The following is a 15,339-nucleotide window of genomic DNA, read 5'->3' as shown; positions in this document are numbered from 1 at the left end:
CCCCGAGACTTGAAGCCCGTCCACGTTTTCGCGAACGGGACCGATCAGCGTGCGAGCCACTGCGCAGCCAGGGCCAGCGCCGCCGGCAAGGCCTGCACGTAGAGGATGCGCCGGCTCGCGGTGAAGCCGCCCCACAACCCCGCTACCACGACGCAACCCAATCCGTAGAAGATGAAAGCCGAGGCAAACGGCTCCGACAATAGGAGCCCGAGCACCAGGGCCGCGACCAGGAAGCCATTGTAAAGGCCCTGATTCGACGCAAGCGTGGTCGTGTCGCGCGCGAACTCGGGCGTGATACCGAACACCTTGGGACCACGCGAACGCCACAGCACCATTTCCAGCAGCACGATATACAGGTGGATCAGGATCACTACGAGGGTGAGCACGGTGGCGACGATGGTCATACGAACTCCCGGGGCAAGGCTGGGGCGCAGGATAGCCGCTAATCGTTCCAGCCGTGACACATCGGCGGCACGTGCTATTCCTAGGGATAGCACGGATGGACGATTGAGACTCCGCGCGTCATCGGACCTAATTCATGGATGCGCGAAGTCCTTGCCGCCCATGACATCTCCGTGGAAGCCCTGGGGCTTCTGCAAGCGCTGCTGCACCATGATTACGGCGAGGCGCAGTTCCGGGCGAACCACGTGGCCCGCCATGCGCTCCAGCACGAGCACCTCCACGTGGCCGACGCCGCCGAAAAGATCGAGTCCCTGCTCGCTGGCGGCCCACCGAATTCCATGGAACTTCGTATTGCCTTACGCTCGCTGGCAACGTCGGTCGACCGGATGCGCGCCGCGGCGCTGCGCCGCGCCGGTCGCCTGGCCTGACACCCACCAGGAGCGCCCATGAGCAAGCTAAGCAACGGCATCGATCCCAGCGTGCCGCCCAGCGGGACCGGCTGCGTCGAGTGCGAACAGACCGGCAGTTGGTGGTTCCACCTGCGTCGCTGCGCGCAGTGCGGCCACATCGGATGCTGCGACGACTCGCTCAACCAGCATGCGTCGAAACATGCCGAGGAGACCGGCCACCCGATCATCCAGAGCTTCGAGCCCGGCGAGGACTGGTTCTACGACTACCGCACCGAGGCCATGCTGGACGGCCCCGAACTGGCACCGCCCCATAGTCATCCCACCAGCCAACCCACCCCGGGGCCGGAAGGCCGCGTACCGCCGAACTGGCAGCGCGTGCTGATCAAGGCCGGCAGGGGCGGCTGACCACCGCGATACCGCTTAGGACCGCGCCGAGACGAAGAACTCGGGATCCACTTCCACCGCGATGGGGTCGTGCAAACGGATCGACGGCTCCTCGCCTGGTAGCACCTCGTACGGCACGTAGACCATACGGGCAAACCCCGGGGCTTCGACGTGAACACGGATGCCGTTATCCGACACAGCCTCGAGCTCGGCGGGAATGGTCACGTTCGCAACCAAGGCCACCGCAGCCACGTCGTTACCGGACGCCGTCGAGGCAAGCCCGGCGGTCAACAACCGATACACCTCCTGCGCACTCGGATGCTCCGAACCGTCCTCCGTCGCCCCGGACGCCCCGGCAATTTCGCCGCTCGCCGAGATCGAACCCCCAAACGGATAGAACTCGCCACTCTTCGCCAACATCGCCTGTGCGAACTCAGTCACGAAGGCAAACAAGCGATTCACCGGATCCTGCGTCTGTTCCATGCGTTTATCCCCAATGCCATGGCGAGACCACCTGCGTGGAAGCTGGGTGGTCGATGGTGCATCGTAAGCTAAGGGGGCGCGACAAGGCGACAGGTGGGTCGATCCTCAGCGGTTGGACCACCGTGGAAAACGCTTTGAGGATGATTCGCGCACGCCACACTCGGTGTCATTGGCGAGCAAGGCAATAGATGCGCGACCTTGTGCAATAGCGACAGAGGATGTCATACGTTGCAATGGGAAAACGGTCGATACGCGCAGATGCAGAAAACCAAACCAAATCAGCGAACGCTCCCGATCAGCGGTTGACCTGCAAATACAGACGGAGCGTTTGGGTACGAGCGTCTGAATACGAGAGACACAAAAAAACCCGCTTTCGCGGGCTTCTTTGCAATCCGGTTGAGGACTCCGGATCTTCGTTTGGTGCCCAAGGGGGGACTCGAACCCCCACGACCTAAGCCGCTACCACCTCAAGGTAGTGCGTCTACCAATTCCGCCACCTGGGCATAACTTTTACTGCGTATTGCGTATTACTTCTTGGCCGGTTCGGCGGGAGCCTTGGTGGCTTCCTGCTTCGCGGCGGGAACATCGCTGTTCGCTGCCGGAGCCGTTGCGGCCGGGGTGTCACCGTTGGCGGCGGGTGCGCGGGGCACATCCGACGCGGCCGGGGTCACCGGAGCGTTGTTGGCGGGAGCGGCCGGCGTGGTAGCGCCAGACATCACACCAAGATCCGCGGCCGGCTGGGGATTGCCCGAACGACCGAGGTAAATGCCCATGCCGAGGCTGAGCAAGAAAAACAGAGCGGCGAGTACTGCCGTGGCGCGGGTCATGAAGCTCGAAGAGCCACGCGCGCCGAACACCGTAGCGGAAGCACCGCCACCGAATCCGGAACCTGCCTCCGCACCGGCGCCGCGCTGCATCAGAATCAGCACGATCATCGCCGCGGCGATCAGGATATAGAAAACGCTGAAGAGAATGAACATGTCTTCTTGTTTTTGCCGTGTCGCGAGTTATCGACGCGCCGCGGCGCATATATCCAGGAAATCGGAAGCCACCAGAGCGGCGCCGCCGATCAGTCCCCCGTCCACATCAGGCTGGGCGAACAATTCGGCCGCATTGGCCGGCTTGACGCTTCCGCCGTAAAGCACCCGGGTCAGGAGCGAGATATTAGCATCCTTTTTTGCCAGTTGGCTACGGATGAACGCATGAATTTTCTGCGCCTTCGCCGGGGTCGCCGTAAGGCCCGTACCGATGGCCCAGACCGGCTCGTAAGCCACCACAGCGTCGCGGAAACAGGCGATGCCATTGCGATCGATCACGGCGGCCAACTGCCGGCCGACCACTTCTTCGGCCTTGCCGGCCTCGTGTTCTTCCAAGGTCTCACCCACGCAGAGGATGGGCGTCAGGCCCGCCCGGCAGGCCGACTCGAACTTCTTTGCCAGCAACTCGTCGCCCTCGTGCTGGTACTGGCGACGTTCCGAATGGCCGACCAGCACCCACGTGGCCCCCACGTCGCGCAGCATGTCGCCGGAGACCTCGCCGGTATAAGCACCGGGCACATGGTGCTCGGAAAGGTCCTGCGCGCCGAAGCGCAGGCCGCGGTCGCGGTACTTGTGCACCAGCTCGCCGATATAGACGTCGGGGGGAAAGACCAGCACGTCCACGCCATCGGGCATGCCTTCGACCACCTCGCGGACGAGCGCGTCGGCCATGGCGCGGGAGCCATGCATCTTCCAGTTACCGGCGACGATCATCTTGCGCATGGGAGCTTCCAGGCGTGGAGAAAGGGGCGGCAGAATAGCCGCGTCGTGGTGGGCGGCAAAGCTGCAATGCGGCAATGGGACGCCTGCGCACGCGCCGTTCACCGAGGTTAACGCATATGGCGCGTTTGACCTTGGTAGTCCCTGCCTTCGATGATCCACCCATGCGTATCCTGAGAATATTCTTCGTCGCCCTCCTCCTCGCCGGTTCCGGGGCCACTTTCGCGCAGGCGGACGACGCCAGCCCCAGCCCCGCCCAGCAGATCGACGACTTGCGCGGCCAGCTCGACCAGATCGAGAAGGCCATGAAGGACGACAAGATCACCGATGCCGCGCTGGACGACCTGCGCAGCAAGTCCTCCGACGTCGCCTCCCAGGCGCAGAAAGTCTCCACGACGCTGCAACCGACGCGCGACGCCGCGAAGGCGCGGCTCGATCAACTGGGCCCGCCGCCCGCCGCGGGCACGAAGGAAGCGCCTGAACTGGCGGCGACGCGCAAGGACGCCAAGAAGGCCTTCGATGCGGTCGATGCGCAGATCAAACAGGTGGATGGCCTGGCGCTAGAGGCGCAACAGACCGCCAACCAACTGGCCGACCTGCGCCGCATTCGTTTCCAGGAAACCATTTCCCGGCGTACCAACTCGCCGCTGTCGCGGCCGTTCTGGTCCGAACCTGCCGCGGCGTTCCCGCGCGACTCGGCCAACCTGCGCGAATTCGCCCAGACGGTTCAGTCCGACGTCGCCAACAGCTGGACCAACGGCAACCGCACCGCACTCATTGCCTGTGTGGTGATGGGCCTGCTCCTGATGACCGGCGTGCGCTTCTACATCGAGCACCGCGTCCGTCATCTCACCGCCAATCGCATGCCGCCGGGCCGCCTGCGCCGTTCCGCGTTGATTCTCGGTATCGCGCTCACGTCGACGCTCACCACCGGCCTCGGCACGCAGTTGTTCTACCTCGGTCTCAACTGGAACGACACCTTCAGCCAGGAGACCGACGGCGTCGCGCTGGCGATCGTGCATCTCGTCTTCTTTGGCGCGTTCGTCGCGGGCCTGGGTCGCGCACTCATCTCGGCCAAGCGGCCTTCGTGGCGCCTGCCCGCCATTCCCGACGAAACCGCCATGGCGCTGCGTCGGTTCCCGATGCTGATCTCGCTCGCAGTGGTGCTCTTTTATTTCCTGAAGATCCTCAACCACACGATCGGCACCAGCCTTGCCGCTACCGTCCTTACCAGCAGTCTGCAAGCGATCGTGCTCACCGTACTCACGGCGCTCGCACTGCAGCGACTCGGCCGTACGCATCACCACGACGAGGATGGCACCCCTCCCCCGCCGCGTCCGATCTGGGCGAGCCTGTTCATCGCCGCAGCGTGGATCGCCATCGTGGCGTCATGGATCGGACTGCTGACGGGCTTCATTGCCTTCGCTTCGTTCGTCGCGGGGCAGGTGGTGTGGACCACCATCGTCGTCGCGGCCACGTACCTGGCGATGCGCCTGGTCGACGACCTCTTCGAGACATTGCTTTCGGAAAAGGGCCCCATGAGCGCCCGTGCGCAGGCGATCTTCGGCACCCACCCGAAGCTGCTCGATCAGGCCGGCGTGCTGCTCTCGGGCGTGGTTCGCCTCGGCCTGTTCCTGTTTGGCCTCACCGCCGTGCTTTCGGGTTTCGGTGCGGGAGCCGCCGACATCCTGGTGATCGGCAGCAAGCTGCAATCGTTCAAGATCTACGACGTCGAGCTGAAGCCGAGCCAGATCCTCAGTTCGATTGCCCTGTTCTTCCTGGGCCTGGTGGCTGTGCGCGTCATCAAGTCCTGGATGGCCGAGCAGTACCTGCCGCGCACCAGTCTCGATCCCGGCATGCGCAGCTCGCTCACCACCCTGCTGGGCTACGTGGGTGTGGTGGTGGTCGTGGCGATCGCCTTGCTGGCGATGGGCCTCTCGGTGCAGAACGTGGCCTGGGTCGCGTCGGCGCTTTCCGTGGGTATCGGCTTCGGCCTGCAGGCGATCGTGCAGAATTTCGTGTCGGGCCTGATCCTGCTCGCCGAGCGCCCGGTGAAGGTGGGCGACTGGGTGGTGCTCGACGATGCCGAGGGTGACGTGCGTCGCATCAATGTGCGCGCCACGGAGATCCAGGTCGCCGACCGCTCCACCATCATCGTGCCGAACTCGTCGTTCATCACGAAGCCAGTGCGCAACATGACCATGGCGAACCCGCAGGGGCGCGTGCTGTTCAAGCTGCCGATGCCGCTGGACAGCGATCCCGTGGACGTTCGCGAACACATGCTGGAAGCGATGCGGGCGCATGCGTCGGTGCAGGAAAATCCCGCGCCGCTGGTGATGCTCGACAACGTCGATCGCACCGCCATGACCTTCATGGCCATCTGCTACGTCGGAAGCCCGCGCGACGCAGGCGGTGTGAAGAGCGACCTGCTCTTCGACATCCTGGCGCGTCTGCGTGGTGCGGAAATTCCCCTACTGCGGCCACAGGACCTGGTACTGCGCACGGGCGGCGGCGCGCCCGAACTTACGGGACCCACCGCCGCCGGTGCGCCGAAGTCGGCCACCGATCCCGATACGTCGAACTGATCGGTAGCCGTGACGAGCGCGGGTCGCCGAAAGGGCGACCCCGCCTTCAATCGTTGACCGGCGTCAGCCGCAGATCCTGGAAGTCGAAGCTGAAGTCGGTCAGCGGCGACACCGGCTCCATGCGTACCTCGCGCACCTTGCCGTCCGGATCGAGCGCGAAGTTGACGAAGGCGTCTCCGTTGAGCGAGCGATCGTTCCAGTGTGCGATGAAGGTGTCGTGCTGCCACGGTTCCAGCGTGCCGGTGAGCTGCGCAGTCTTCGTGAAGCGCATCACCAGCTTGCCGCCCTCCTTCGCGACCTTGACGTCGCCGTACCACGGATCGCGATACGTACCGGCGTAACCATCGAGCGGCAACGACGGCTTCGCACCCTTCATGCGCGCCGCCTCGTGCTGCTTCATGCTGTCGTCAGCACCCGACTCCGCCTTCTTGACGCTGGCGGCGTAGGCGGCGATCCAGTCGGTCTTCGGTGCCTCCATGAAGGCGTCCAGGGCGCGCATCGTCACCGCCTGGAATGCGGCACCCGACTCCTGATTGGTCAGCACCACCACGCCCAGCTTGAGTTCCGGTACCAGCGTGACGCGCGAGACCATGCCCGGCCAGCCGCCGGTATGCCAGACCAGCTTGTGGCCGCGGTAATCGGACACGAACCAGCCTTCGCCATAGCCAGAGAAGTTCGGCTTGGCGGCCCTCAATTCCGGCACGCTGGGTTCGTTGATGTGAATCGGCGTGATGAGCGACCACATCTCCGCCTGACGCTTCTCACTGAACAACTGTTGCTGCTTACCGGAGCTATCGGTATAGCGCCCGCCATCGAGCTGCATCGTCATCCACTTCGACAGGTCGTGCACGCTCGAATAGATGCCGCCCGCCGCCTGGTTGTTGTTCCACGACATCGGCGCCACCGGCTTCAAATCCTTGAAGTCGAACTTGGCGTGACCGGTGGCGATGTCGTCATTCGCACCGATGCTGGTCGGCGCATGGGTCTGCGATTCCGTCATGCCCAGCGGCGCGAAGATGCGCTCGCGCACGAAGTCGGCCCACGGCTTGCCGGAGACCTGCTCGATCACGAGCCCGGCCACGGCAAACAGGATGTTGTCGTACGCGTACTCGGCGCGGAAGCTGTTGGTCAGCGGCACATAGCGCAAGCGCTGCACCACTTCCTGGGTGGAGTACGTCGTGGCCGGCCAGTACAGCAGATCGCCCGCACCGAGGCTGAGGCCGCTGCGATGCGCAAGCAGGTCGCGCACGCGCATCTCGCGGGTCACATACGGGTCGGACATCTGGAACCACGGCAAGCGATCGATCACGCGGTCGTTCATGTCGAGCTTCTTCTCGTCGGCGAGGATCGCCAGCGAGGCAGCGGTGAAGGCCTTGGTGTTCGAGGCGATGGCGAACTGCGTATGCGCGTCCACCTTCGCCGGCTCGCCGAGCTTGCGCACGCCCGAGCCGAATTCCATCACGATCCGACCGTCCTTCACGATCGCCACGGCGATGCCGGGCACGTCGAACTGCTTGCGCACGGCATCGACGTAGGCATCGAAGTCAGCCAGCGCGGCCGGCTTTGCATCGACGGATGCAGCCGGCGACGCGGCAGGCGCGTCCTGGGCCTGCGCGGCAAGTGCAAAGGCGAAGCTGGCGACGCCAAAGGCGAGAAGATGGCGAAGACGCGACATGGAAGACCCCGACGGCAAAGAAGAGCCGTGACTATTCCACGCCACGCCCCCGCGGGAAAGGGACCGATCAGCCCTTGCTTTTCTGACTGAAGATCACGCTGCCCAGAATGATCGCGCCCGCCACGGCCATGGTCGGGGTCAACGCCTCGCCGAGGAACATCCACGCCCAGCCCACGCCGAACAACGGCACGAGGTAGGTGGAGGTCGCTGCGCGCGGCGCGCCGATGCGCTGGATCAGACGGAAATAGAAGGCATAGGCCAAGCCCGTGCAGACCACGCCCAGGGCCAGCACTGCGAGCCACGACTTCCCGGGGATCGGCGCCGTCGGCCAGGTAAGCCAGCCCAGCGGCGCCATCAGCAGCGTGGCACCGAGCAGGCAGCCCGCCGCGACGGCGGTCGGTGCGATATCCGCGAGGTATCGCTTGATGAGGTTGGCGGCCAGCCCGTAACAGAACGAAGCCGCGGCACCCGCGAGCGCGGCAGGCGCCACGTTGTCGCCCGCGGTACGACCGCTGGCGAGCACCACCACGCCGACGAAGCCCGCGACCAGCGCGATGGCCTTGCGCGTGCCGATCTTCTCGCCGAACCCGATGAAGGCCACCAGCGCGGCAAAAAGTACCGTCATGCTGTTGGCAATGGCACCGATGCCTGCCGGCGCACGCTCCGCGCCCCAGGCAAACAGCGTGAACGGTATCGCCGCGCTCAAGGCGCCCAGCGCTAGCATCTTCCACAGATGCGAGAGGCGGATGCTCGCGCGGGCCCGCCACAGCAGCGGCAACAGGATCACCGAGCCGAACAGCAGCCGCGTCGCGACCATCGGGAACGGGCCGAAATCCTTCGCCGCCACACGCATGAAGAGGAACGATCCGCCCCAGATCGCGCCCAGCGACACCAATTCGACCGGCGTACGCCAGTCGCGCTCCACCGGGGGAGCGATCATTTGCACAGGGGTATCGGCGGCGGACATGCGAACCTCACTCAGCGGAATGCCCATTGTCGCCGCCCCGGCGCCAGGCACAAGCGCATCTTCTGCAATGCAGCCTTTCGCGGGATTCACAACTGGCGCCTGTTTGCCGCGGCCCACCTGTGGGAGCCGCCATGGCGGCGAGAAAACCTGGCCTCACCGCTAGCCTTGCCTCGCCGCCGTGGCGGCTCCTACAAGGAGCGTCTGCTCTGACCGAGCATCGACTTCAACGGGCGAACAGCTGGATCACTCCACGCCGACAAACCCACCGGTCTGATGCGCCCACAACCGCGCGTACAGGCCACCATGGGCGATCAGTTCGGAATGCGTGCCGGTTTCCACGATGGCGCCGTGCTCCATCACCACCAGGCGATCCATCTTTGCGATGGTGGACAGGCGGTGGGCAATGGCGATCACTGTCTTGCCCTGCATGAGCGTCTCCAGGCTTTCCTGGATGGCCGCCTCGGCTTCGGAATCGAGGGCTGAGGTCGCCTCGTCGAGTACGAGGATCGGCGCGTCTTTCAACAGGACGCGCGCGATGGCGATGCGTTGGCGCTGGCCGCCGGACAGCTTTACGCCGCGCTCGCCTGCATGGGCGTCGAAGCCGGTGCGCCCTTCCCCGTCGGAAAGGCCCGGAATGAATTCATCGGCGCGCGCCTGGCGCACGGCTGCCAGCAACTGTTCTTCGCTCGCGTCGGGACGGCCGTAGAGAAGGTTGTCGCGAATCGACCGATGCAGCAGCGACGTGTCCTGGGTGACCACACCGATGTTCGAGCGCAACGATTCCTGCGTGACCCGCGCGATGTCCTGGCCATCGATGAAGATGTGGCCTTCTTCCAGGTCGTACAGCCGCAGCAGGACGTTGACCAGTGTGGACTTGCCGGCGCCTGACGGACCGACGAGCCCGATCTTTTCGCCGGGCCGTACGATGAGATCCAGCCCTGCGATGACGCCGCCGGCCTTGCCGTAGTGGAAATGGATGTCGTCGAAGCGAATCTCGCCGCGGGTCACGCGTAGCGGCACCGCGTCGTCGCGATCGACCACCGTGCGCTCCTGCGCCAGCGTGGTGATGCCGTCCTGCACCGTGCCCACGTCTTCGAAGATGCCGTTCACCACCCACATGATCCAACCGGACATGTTGTTGATGCGGATCACCAGACCTACCGCGAGTGCCACTTGCCCGGTGGAGACGTTGCCGCGCGTCCATAGCCACAGGGCGAGCGCACTCGTGCCAGCGATCAGCAGGCCGTTGAGCGTGGTGATCGACACATCCATGCCGGTGACCATGCGGCTCGACGAACGGAGTTTGTCGGTCTGCTCGCGCATGGCTTCCTGCGCATAAGCTTCCTCGCGATGCGTATGCGCGAAGAGCTTCAGGGTCATCACATTGCTGTAGCCATCGACGATGCGCCCCATGAGCTTGGAGCGCGCTTCGGACGCCTTCCACGAACGCTCTTTCACTCTCGGTACGAAATACACCAGCATGCCGATGTAACCGGCGATCCACAGCAGCAGCGGCACGGCCAGACGAAAATCGGCCTTGGCGAACAGGTAGACCGACGTGCCGGCATACACGGTCACGTACCACAGGGCATCCACCACCTGCACGGCGGATTGGCGCAGCGAAGGCGCCGTCTGCATGATGCGATTGGCGATGCGGCCGGCAAAATCGTTCTGGAAGAACGACAGGCTCTGCTTCAGCACGTAGCGATGGTGCTGCCAGCGCACCATGTTGGTCATGCCGGGGTTGAGCGTCTGGTTCACCAACAGGTCGTGCAAGCCGATGAACAACGGCCGCAGCACCACGACGACGACGGCCATCCAGATCAGCGTCTTCCAGTGGGTCTGGAAGAAGACGGCGGCGGGCGTCTTCTGCGCCATGTCCACCACGCGCCCGAGGAAGTCGAACAACGCGACTTCGACCAGCGCCACCGCCAGGCCCACCAGCAGGGCCGCGGCGAAAATCTTCCACACCTGGCCGAGGTAGTACGCGTAGAAGCGCACGACGCCCTTCGGCGGCGCACGGTCAGGCGCCTCGCGGAAGATGTCGATGAGGGATTCGAACCAGCGGAAGATCATGGCGGCATTGTAGGCCAACCGTCGTGACCCCGCTGCGACGATGTCCTAGCGAACGGTCGCCAGACGCCGGCCCAGCACCCGGTCCAACGCCACGAAGCCCAACCCGAGGACCAGGAACAGCAGTCCCACCAGTGCCGCATTGAGCAGCACCGTGGGATAGCCGAGGCGATTCACGTCCATGAAGGGGTATGGGTACTCATGTACGACGGCGCCGCGCAGGAAGGTCCAGACGGCGAACAGCAACGGAAAGCCCAGCCAGCGCAGGGCGTCGCGCCAGACCAGCGTGCCGTGCGGCAGCAACACCGCCCACCAGAACACGTACAGCGCCGGCACCACGTAATGCAATGAGCGATCGGCCACGAGTTGCGGGCCCAACGGATGCCACAGCGATTGCAGCAACGTGGCGTAGATCGCGCAGGTCACCGTGATGGAAAGCGCCGCCAGCCCGCGCACACGCGGTCCGCGCAGGAACCGCAGCGGTGCCCAGTTGCCGCCGGTCGCCGCCGCCGCGGCCACCAGGGCCACGAGCAGATTGGAGAGAATCGTGAAGAAGCTGAAGTAGCGTACCGTCACCTCGCCCAGCGGACCCGACCATACGGTCAGCCAGTACTGCAGCAAGAGGGTCGGCCACGCCACCGCGGCAACCACGACGGCGAACAGGTTGGACACAGCGGCGCGTGGCGGCATCGAACGAACCTCAACGGGGCCAGGCATTGTTCGAGCGGTCGCGGTCGGGAATGACGTGATCGGGATCGATCTCGGCACGCACGATGCGCCGATCGCCCGGCACGCTTACGTCGAAGCTCCGATGCTGCTGCCAGGTCTCCACCGGGACGCGGATGTCCTTGGTCGACTTGTCGTCGAAGGTGACGCGCAAGGTCGCAGGCATCACCAGCTGGTCGCGGTTCTCAACGGTTACCGACGACCCGTCGATCTTCGTCACTGCCATGTCCAGTTGCCAGTTGTTGGCGTACCAGCCGCGCCAGAACCACGAGAGATCCTCACCGGCTTCGCTCTCCATCAGGCGGAAGAAATCCGACGGGGTCGGATGCTTGTAGGCCCAGGTGGCGATGTACTTGCGGAAGGCGGGATCGAAGCGCTCGGGGCCGATGATCTGCTCGCGCAACAGCACGAGGCCCAGCGCTGCCTTGAAATAGGTCGCGGGATGGCGATACGTCTCCTTGACCATGTCGGCGCCCATCAGCAACGGCGGTGCGTTCGGATCGGCGAGCAAGGGCAGAATCTCGTCGACCGGATTGCCACCCTTGGGCGCGTACTCACCGTCGCGCTTCGGGGCGAACTCGCCATGATGGAAGGCGTCGGCTTCGTACACGTCGATGAAGGTATTGAAGCCCTCGTCCATCCACGCATTGCGGCGCTCGTCGCTGCCCACGATCATCGGGAACCAGGTGTGGCCGATCTCGTGCGCGGTCACCATGTGCAAGGCCTTCGCTGGCGCCTTCATCGGATCGAAGACGATGCCCGGGTATTCCATGCCACTGGCCGCGGAGCCCGCCTCGTTGATCGCCACAGGGTACGGATACGGGTACCACTTCGAGGAGAAGTGCTCCACCGATGCCTTCAGGTATTCCGTCGAGCGGCCCCAGCTCTGCTCGCCCACACTTTCCACCGGGTACACGGACATCGCCAGCGCCTTGCGGCCTTCCGGCAGGTTGATCCGCGCGGCATCCCACACGTACGCCGTCGATGCGCCGAAGGCCACGTCGCGGGTGTTCTTCATACGGAACTTCCAGGTCAACGTGCCGCTGGTCTTCGGACGGCTCGCAGGATCGGTGACCTCGGCAGGCGTGCGGATCATCACCGTGCTGTCGCTCTCGCGAGCCTTCGCGAGGCGCTCGCGCTGCGTCGCCGTCAACACATCATCGGGATTCACCAGCTCGCCCGAGCCGGCCACGATCATGTTCGAGGGCACCGTGATGGCGTAGTCGAAGTCGCCATACTCAAGATAGAACTCGCTGTTGAGATACGGCGCCGTGTCCCAGCCACGTAGGTCGTCGTACACGCACATGCGCGGGTACCACTGCGCCATCTCATAGATGTTGCCGTTCTTCGACGGCGCGAAGCCGGTGCGGCCGCCGAAGTCGCCCGGCAGATCGTAGGAATATACGATCGTGATGGTGACCTTGCCGCCGTGTGCGGCCAGCGGTTCGGGCAGGCGCACCTGCATGCGCGTGTCGCTGACCACATACTCGGCGCGCTTATCGCCCTGCCCGACTGTGACCGAGGCGATGCGGTAACCGTCGGTGTGACGCTTTTCGGTCTTGCCGGCGGTGAAGTTGCCGCGCGCGTCGGCCGTGAATCGGTTCTCGTCCAGTTGCAGCCAGAGCACGTCCAGTGCGTCGGGACTGTTGTTGGTGTAGTGGATGGTGGCCTTGCCACTCAGCGTGTTCTTGACCGGATCGAGCGTAGCCGCGAGGTCGTAGTCCGCCCTGTTCTGCCAGAACATCGGCCCCGGCATGCCGCTGCCCGAGCGGTAGGCGTTCACCGGCTGGGGATACATAAACGGCGCGAAGGTCTCGCGCGGATCGTAGTTTGCTGCGGTGGCGCCCAGCGTGCCCGCGAGGGCAATGGCGGCGAGGCACAGGCGAGCGACGTTTTTCATCGGGCACACTCTTGGGACGACCCAAGAGCGTAACCGCCCGAGGTGGCTGGACTCCAGCCTGCCGTAAGTCAGGTCAGCGGATGTCGACCTTCCGGTTCTCGCCCACGTGAGGCGTCTGGCCCGTGATGCGAGCTTTCAGATAATCGAAGGCAAGCACCATTTTCGACGACGGCGCATCCCAGTACTCCGCGGTGTCCACGTCGACGCGAAGAAGGGCCAGATCGGGATCGTCCTTGCCATCCGGGAACCAGGTCTTGATCCACTCGTTCCAATGCGCCTCGATCGCCGCGCGATCCTCCACGAGGTTCGCCACACCGGAAAGCGAGACATAGCTGTTGTCGCTGGCGCTGGCGTAGGCCACGTTGACCTGGCGATGTCCTTCGACCTCAGTCACCTTGGGCGAACTCTTTCGGGTGAAGAACCAGAGGCTGCCGTCAAAGCCCTTCTGCGACGCAACCATGGGGCGGCTGTAGAGCCGGCCGTCGCGCTCGCTGGTCAGCATGGCCACGCGGGCGTCCTTGATCAGCGACCAGATCTTCTCTTTCTCGTCCTGGCGGGTATCGCTCATGAGTGGTCTCCGGCGTCTGAAATAGAGCCAGACGGTCCCATGCCACCGCTCAACATGCCGTCAATCCCGCGCATTCACGGGCAGATATCATGCTCACATGGCACTATTGCAGGGGTCACCCGGAGCCGGAGCATGGCGGATGGCATCGGGGCCCCGTCCCGTCATCCGTAGGTATACCTTGCATCCGGCGTGGGTATCCGCATATTCCCCACGTTGCACACATCGAGGACCACACGCATGAAAATCGGTTTGATCGGACTGGGCCGCATGGGCGGCAATATCGCCCGCCGCCTGATGAGGGACGGCCACCAGACCGTGGTCTACGACAACAATCCCGACGCCCGCGCCGCGCTGGCGAAGGACGGCGGCGAAGCGGTCGATTCGCTGGAAGCCATGGTCAAGGCGCTGCCCTCGCCGCGCGCGATCTGGGTCATGCTGCCGGCCGGTGAGATCACCGAGAACACGATTCAGACGCTGTCGGGCCTGTTGAGCAAGGACGACATCGTCATCGATGGTGGCAATACGTTCTACAAGGACGACGCTCGCCGTGCCGAGGAACTCGCTGCCAAGGGTATGCACTACGTGGACGTCGGCACGTCCGGCGGCGTGTGGGGCCTGGAGCGCGGCTACTGCATGATGATCGGCGGCGACAAGGCCACGGTCGATCACCTCGACCCGATCTTCAAGACGCTGGCCCCCGGCGCGGGCGACATTCCGCGTACCGAAGGCCGCGAGGGTCGCGATCCGCGCGTGGAAAACGGCTACATGCACGCCGGTCCGGCGGGCGCAGGCCATTTCGTCAAGATGATCCACAACGGCATCGAGTACGGCATGATGCAGTCGTTCGCGGAAGGCTTCGACATCCTGAAGAACCGCAACGCAGCTCACCTGCCGGAGCGCGAACGCTACGAGCTCGATATGGCCGACATCGCGGAAGTCTGGCGTCGCGGAAGCGTCGTGTCGTCCTGGCTGCTCGACCTCACCGCCAGCGCGCTGGCGAAGGGCCCCGAACTCGACAATTACTCGGGTTACGTCGACGACTCCGGCGAAGGCCGCTGGACGGTGAACGCTGCCATCGAACAGGCCGTGCCTGCCGAAGTGCTCACCTCCGCACTCTTCGCACGTTTCCGCTCGCGCCAGGACCACACCTATGCCGAGCGCCTGCTGTCCGCAATGCGCATGGGCTTCGGTGGTCACATCGAAGGCCGCGGCAAGCCGCCGACGGAAGGCGAGCACTCCTGATCGACAGGAAGCGTCACTTTGCATCGTGACCGAAAGGAGCCGCCCGAGGGCGGCTCCTTTTTTGTTCCTCGCGCATGTCCGGATGGATATCCGTGGGAGCCGCTATAGCGGCGAGAAGCCAACGAAGCGGTGTAGCCATGAGGCAGATCGATCGCCACCAGAGTGGC

At 64.5% G+C, this 15,339-nt stretch carries 14 protein-coding genes and 1 tRNA gene; 4 read left to right on the top strand and 11 right to left on the bottom strand.

Features of this window, described 5'->3' with window-relative positions:
• Positions 1 to 44: 44 nt before the first annotated feature.
• Positions 45 to 404 carry a DUF1304 domain-containing protein gene (locus BT115_RS00740; protein ID WP_072320656.1) on the bottom strand — a complete coding sequence of 120 codons (360 nt, stop codon included), beginning with the start codon at positions 402 to 404 and terminating at the stop codon, positions 45 to 47.
• A 138-nt stretch (positions 405 to 542) separates the two neighbouring features.
• On the opposite strand from BT115_RS00740, the gene BT115_RS00735 reads away from it, so the two are divergent.
• The gene (locus BT115_RS00735) at positions 543 to 830 is read left to right on the top strand and encodes a hypothetical protein (RefSeq protein WP_072320655.1); all 288 of its coding nucleotides are present in this window, start codon (positions 543 to 545) and stop codon (positions 828 to 830) included.
• An 18-nt stretch (positions 831 to 848) separates the two neighbouring features.
• Complete coding sequence (locus BT115_RS00730) at positions 849 to 1,217, top strand: UBP-type zinc finger domain-containing protein (RefSeq protein ID WP_072320654.1); 369 nt, start codon at positions 849 to 851, stop codon at positions 1,215 to 1,217.
• Between the two features lie 15 nt (positions 1,218 to 1,232).
• On the opposite strand, the gene BT115_RS00725 is transcribed toward BT115_RS00730, so the two are convergent.
• The 4 genes from BT115_RS00725 to tpiA form a co-directional block, all read right to left on the bottom strand.
• Entirely contained in the window at positions 1,233 to 1,679 is a 447-nt protein-coding gene (locus BT115_RS00725) for a hypothetical protein (RefSeq protein ID WP_072320653.1), read from the bottom strand.
• A gap of 418 nt (positions 1,680 to 2,097) precedes the next feature.
• A tRNA-Leu gene (locus BT115_RS00720) sits at positions 2,098 to 2,182 on the bottom strand.
• A 24-nt stretch (positions 2,183 to 2,206) separates the two neighbouring features.
• Positions 2,207 to 2,659, bottom strand: a complete 453-nt coding sequence (gene secG / locus BT115_RS00715; RefSeq protein WP_072320652.1) for a preprotein translocase subunit SecG — start codon at positions 2,657 to 2,659, stop codon at positions 2,207 to 2,209.
• Positions 2,660 to 2,686: 27 nt separating this feature from the next.
• A complete protein-coding gene (tpiA, locus tag BT115_RS00710; RefSeq protein ID WP_072320651.1) occupies positions 2,687 to 3,439 on the bottom strand; it encodes a triose-phosphate isomerase in 753 nt (250 codons plus the stop codon).
• Between the two features lie 161 nt (positions 3,440 to 3,600).
• On the opposite strand from tpiA, the gene BT115_RS00705 reads away from it, so the two are divergent.
• On the top strand, positions 3,601 to 6,021 hold the full coding sequence (locus BT115_RS00705; RefSeq protein ID WP_143144422.1) for a DUF3772 domain-containing protein: 2,421 nt from the start codon (positions 3,601 to 3,603) through the stop codon (positions 6,019 to 6,021).
• Between the two features lie 46 nt (positions 6,022 to 6,067).
• On the opposite strand, the gene BT115_RS00700 is transcribed toward BT115_RS00705, so the two are convergent.
• The 6 genes from BT115_RS00700 to BT115_RS00675 form a co-directional block, all read right to left on the bottom strand.
• Positions 6,068 to 7,696, bottom strand: a complete 1,629-nt coding sequence (locus BT115_RS00700; protein WP_072320649.1) for a serine hydrolase — start codon at positions 7,694 to 7,696, stop codon at positions 6,068 to 6,070.
• Positions 7,697 to 7,763: 67 nt separating this feature from the next.
• A complete protein-coding gene (locus BT115_RS00695) occupies positions 7,764 to 8,663 on the bottom strand; it encodes a DMT family transporter (RefSeq protein ID WP_072322165.1) in 900 nt (299 codons plus the stop codon).
• A gap of 243 nt (positions 8,664 to 8,906) precedes the next feature.
• A complete protein-coding gene (locus tag BT115_RS00690) occupies positions 8,907 to 10,736 on the bottom strand; it encodes an ABC transporter ATP-binding protein (protein ID WP_143144499.1) in 1,830 nt (609 codons plus the stop codon).
• 48 nt (positions 10,737 to 10,784) lie between these two features.
• The gene (locus BT115_RS00685; RefSeq protein ID WP_072320648.1) at positions 10,785 to 11,426 is read right to left on the bottom strand and encodes a Pr6Pr family membrane protein; all 642 of its coding nucleotides are present in this window, start codon (positions 11,424 to 11,426) and stop codon (positions 10,785 to 10,787) included.
• Between the two features lie 10 nt (positions 11,427 to 11,436).
• A complete protein-coding gene (locus tag BT115_RS00680; protein WP_072320647.1) occupies positions 11,437 to 13,362 on the bottom strand; it encodes a M1 family metallopeptidase in 1,926 nt (641 codons plus the stop codon).
• Positions 13,363 to 13,435: 73 nt separating this feature from the next.
• Positions 13,436 to 13,930 (bottom strand): pyridoxamine 5'-phosphate oxidase family protein, encoded by a 495-nt coding sequence (locus tag BT115_RS00675; protein WP_072320646.1) that lies wholly within the window; start codon positions 13,928 to 13,930, stop codon positions 13,436 to 13,438.
• 237 nt (positions 13,931 to 14,167) lie between these two features.
• On the opposite strand from BT115_RS00675, the gene gnd reads away from it, so the two are divergent.
• Positions 14,168 to 15,172, top strand: a complete 1,005-nt coding sequence (gene gnd / locus BT115_RS00670) for a phosphogluconate dehydrogenase (NAD(+)-dependent, decarboxylating) (protein ID WP_072320645.1) — start codon at positions 14,168 to 14,170, stop codon at positions 15,170 to 15,172.
• Positions 15,173 to 15,339 lie beyond the last annotated feature (167 nt).

This window comes from Luteibacter sp. UNCMF366Tsu5.1, from assembly GCF_900119235.1.
In the GTDB taxonomy this organism is placed as follows: Bacteria; Pseudomonadota; Gammaproteobacteria; order Xanthomonadales; family Rhodanobacteraceae; genus Luteibacter; species Luteibacter flocculans.
Note: the sequence above shows the minus strand (reverse complement) of the source record. Positions and strands in the feature narration are given on the sequence as shown.

Bases quoted from the DNA above. Each gene is read 5' to 3' on its own strand.
- BT115_RS00735 (WP_072320655.1), top strand. From the start codon at position 543: ATGCGCGAAGTCCTTGCCGCCCATGACATCTCCGTGGAAGCCCTGGGG.
- BT115_RS00695 (WP_072322165.1), bottom strand. From the start codon at position 8,663: ATGTCCGCCGCCGATACCCCTGTGCAAATGATCGCTCCCCCGGTGGAG.
- tpiA (WP_072320651.1), bottom strand. From the start codon at position 3,439: ATGCGCAAGATGATCGTCGCCGGTAACTGGAAGATGCATGGCTCCCGC.
- BT115_RS00705 (WP_143144422.1), top strand. From the start codon at position 3,601: ATGCGTATCCTGAGAATATTCTTCGTCGCCCTCCTCCTCGCCGGTTCC.
- BT115_RS00730 (WP_072320654.1), top strand. From the start codon at position 849: ATGAGCAAGCTAAGCAACGGCATCGATCCCAGCGTGCCGCCCAGCGGG.
- secG (WP_072320652.1), bottom strand. From the start codon at position 2,659: ATGTTCATTCTCTTCAGCGTTTTCTATATCCTGATCGCCGCGGCGATG.
- BT115_RS00675 (WP_072320646.1), bottom strand. From the start codon at position 13,930: ATGAGCGATACCCGCCAGGACGAGAAAGAGAAGATCTGGTCGCTGATC.
- BT115_RS00680 (WP_072320647.1), bottom strand. From the start codon at position 13,362: ATGAAAAACGTCGCTCGCCTGTGCCTCGCCGCCATTGCCCTCGCGGGC.
- BT115_RS00740 (WP_072320656.1), bottom strand. From the start codon at position 404: ATGACCATCGTCGCCACCGTGCTCACCCTCGTAGTGATCCTGATCCAC.
- gnd (WP_072320645.1), top strand. From the start codon at position 14,168: ATGAAAATCGGTTTGATCGGACTGGGCCGCATGGGCGGCAATATCGCC.
- BT115_RS00700 (WP_072320649.1), bottom strand. From the start codon at position 7,696: ATGTCGCGTCTTCGCCATCTTCTCGCCTTTGGCGTCGCCAGCTTCGCC.
- BT115_RS00685 (WP_072320648.1), bottom strand. From the start codon at position 11,426: ATGCCGCCACGCGCCGCTGTGTCCAACCTGTTCGCCGTCGTGGTTGCC.
- BT115_RS00725 (WP_072320653.1), bottom strand. From the start codon at position 1,679: ATGGAACAGACGCAGGATCCGGTGAATCGCTTGTTTGCCTTCGTGACT.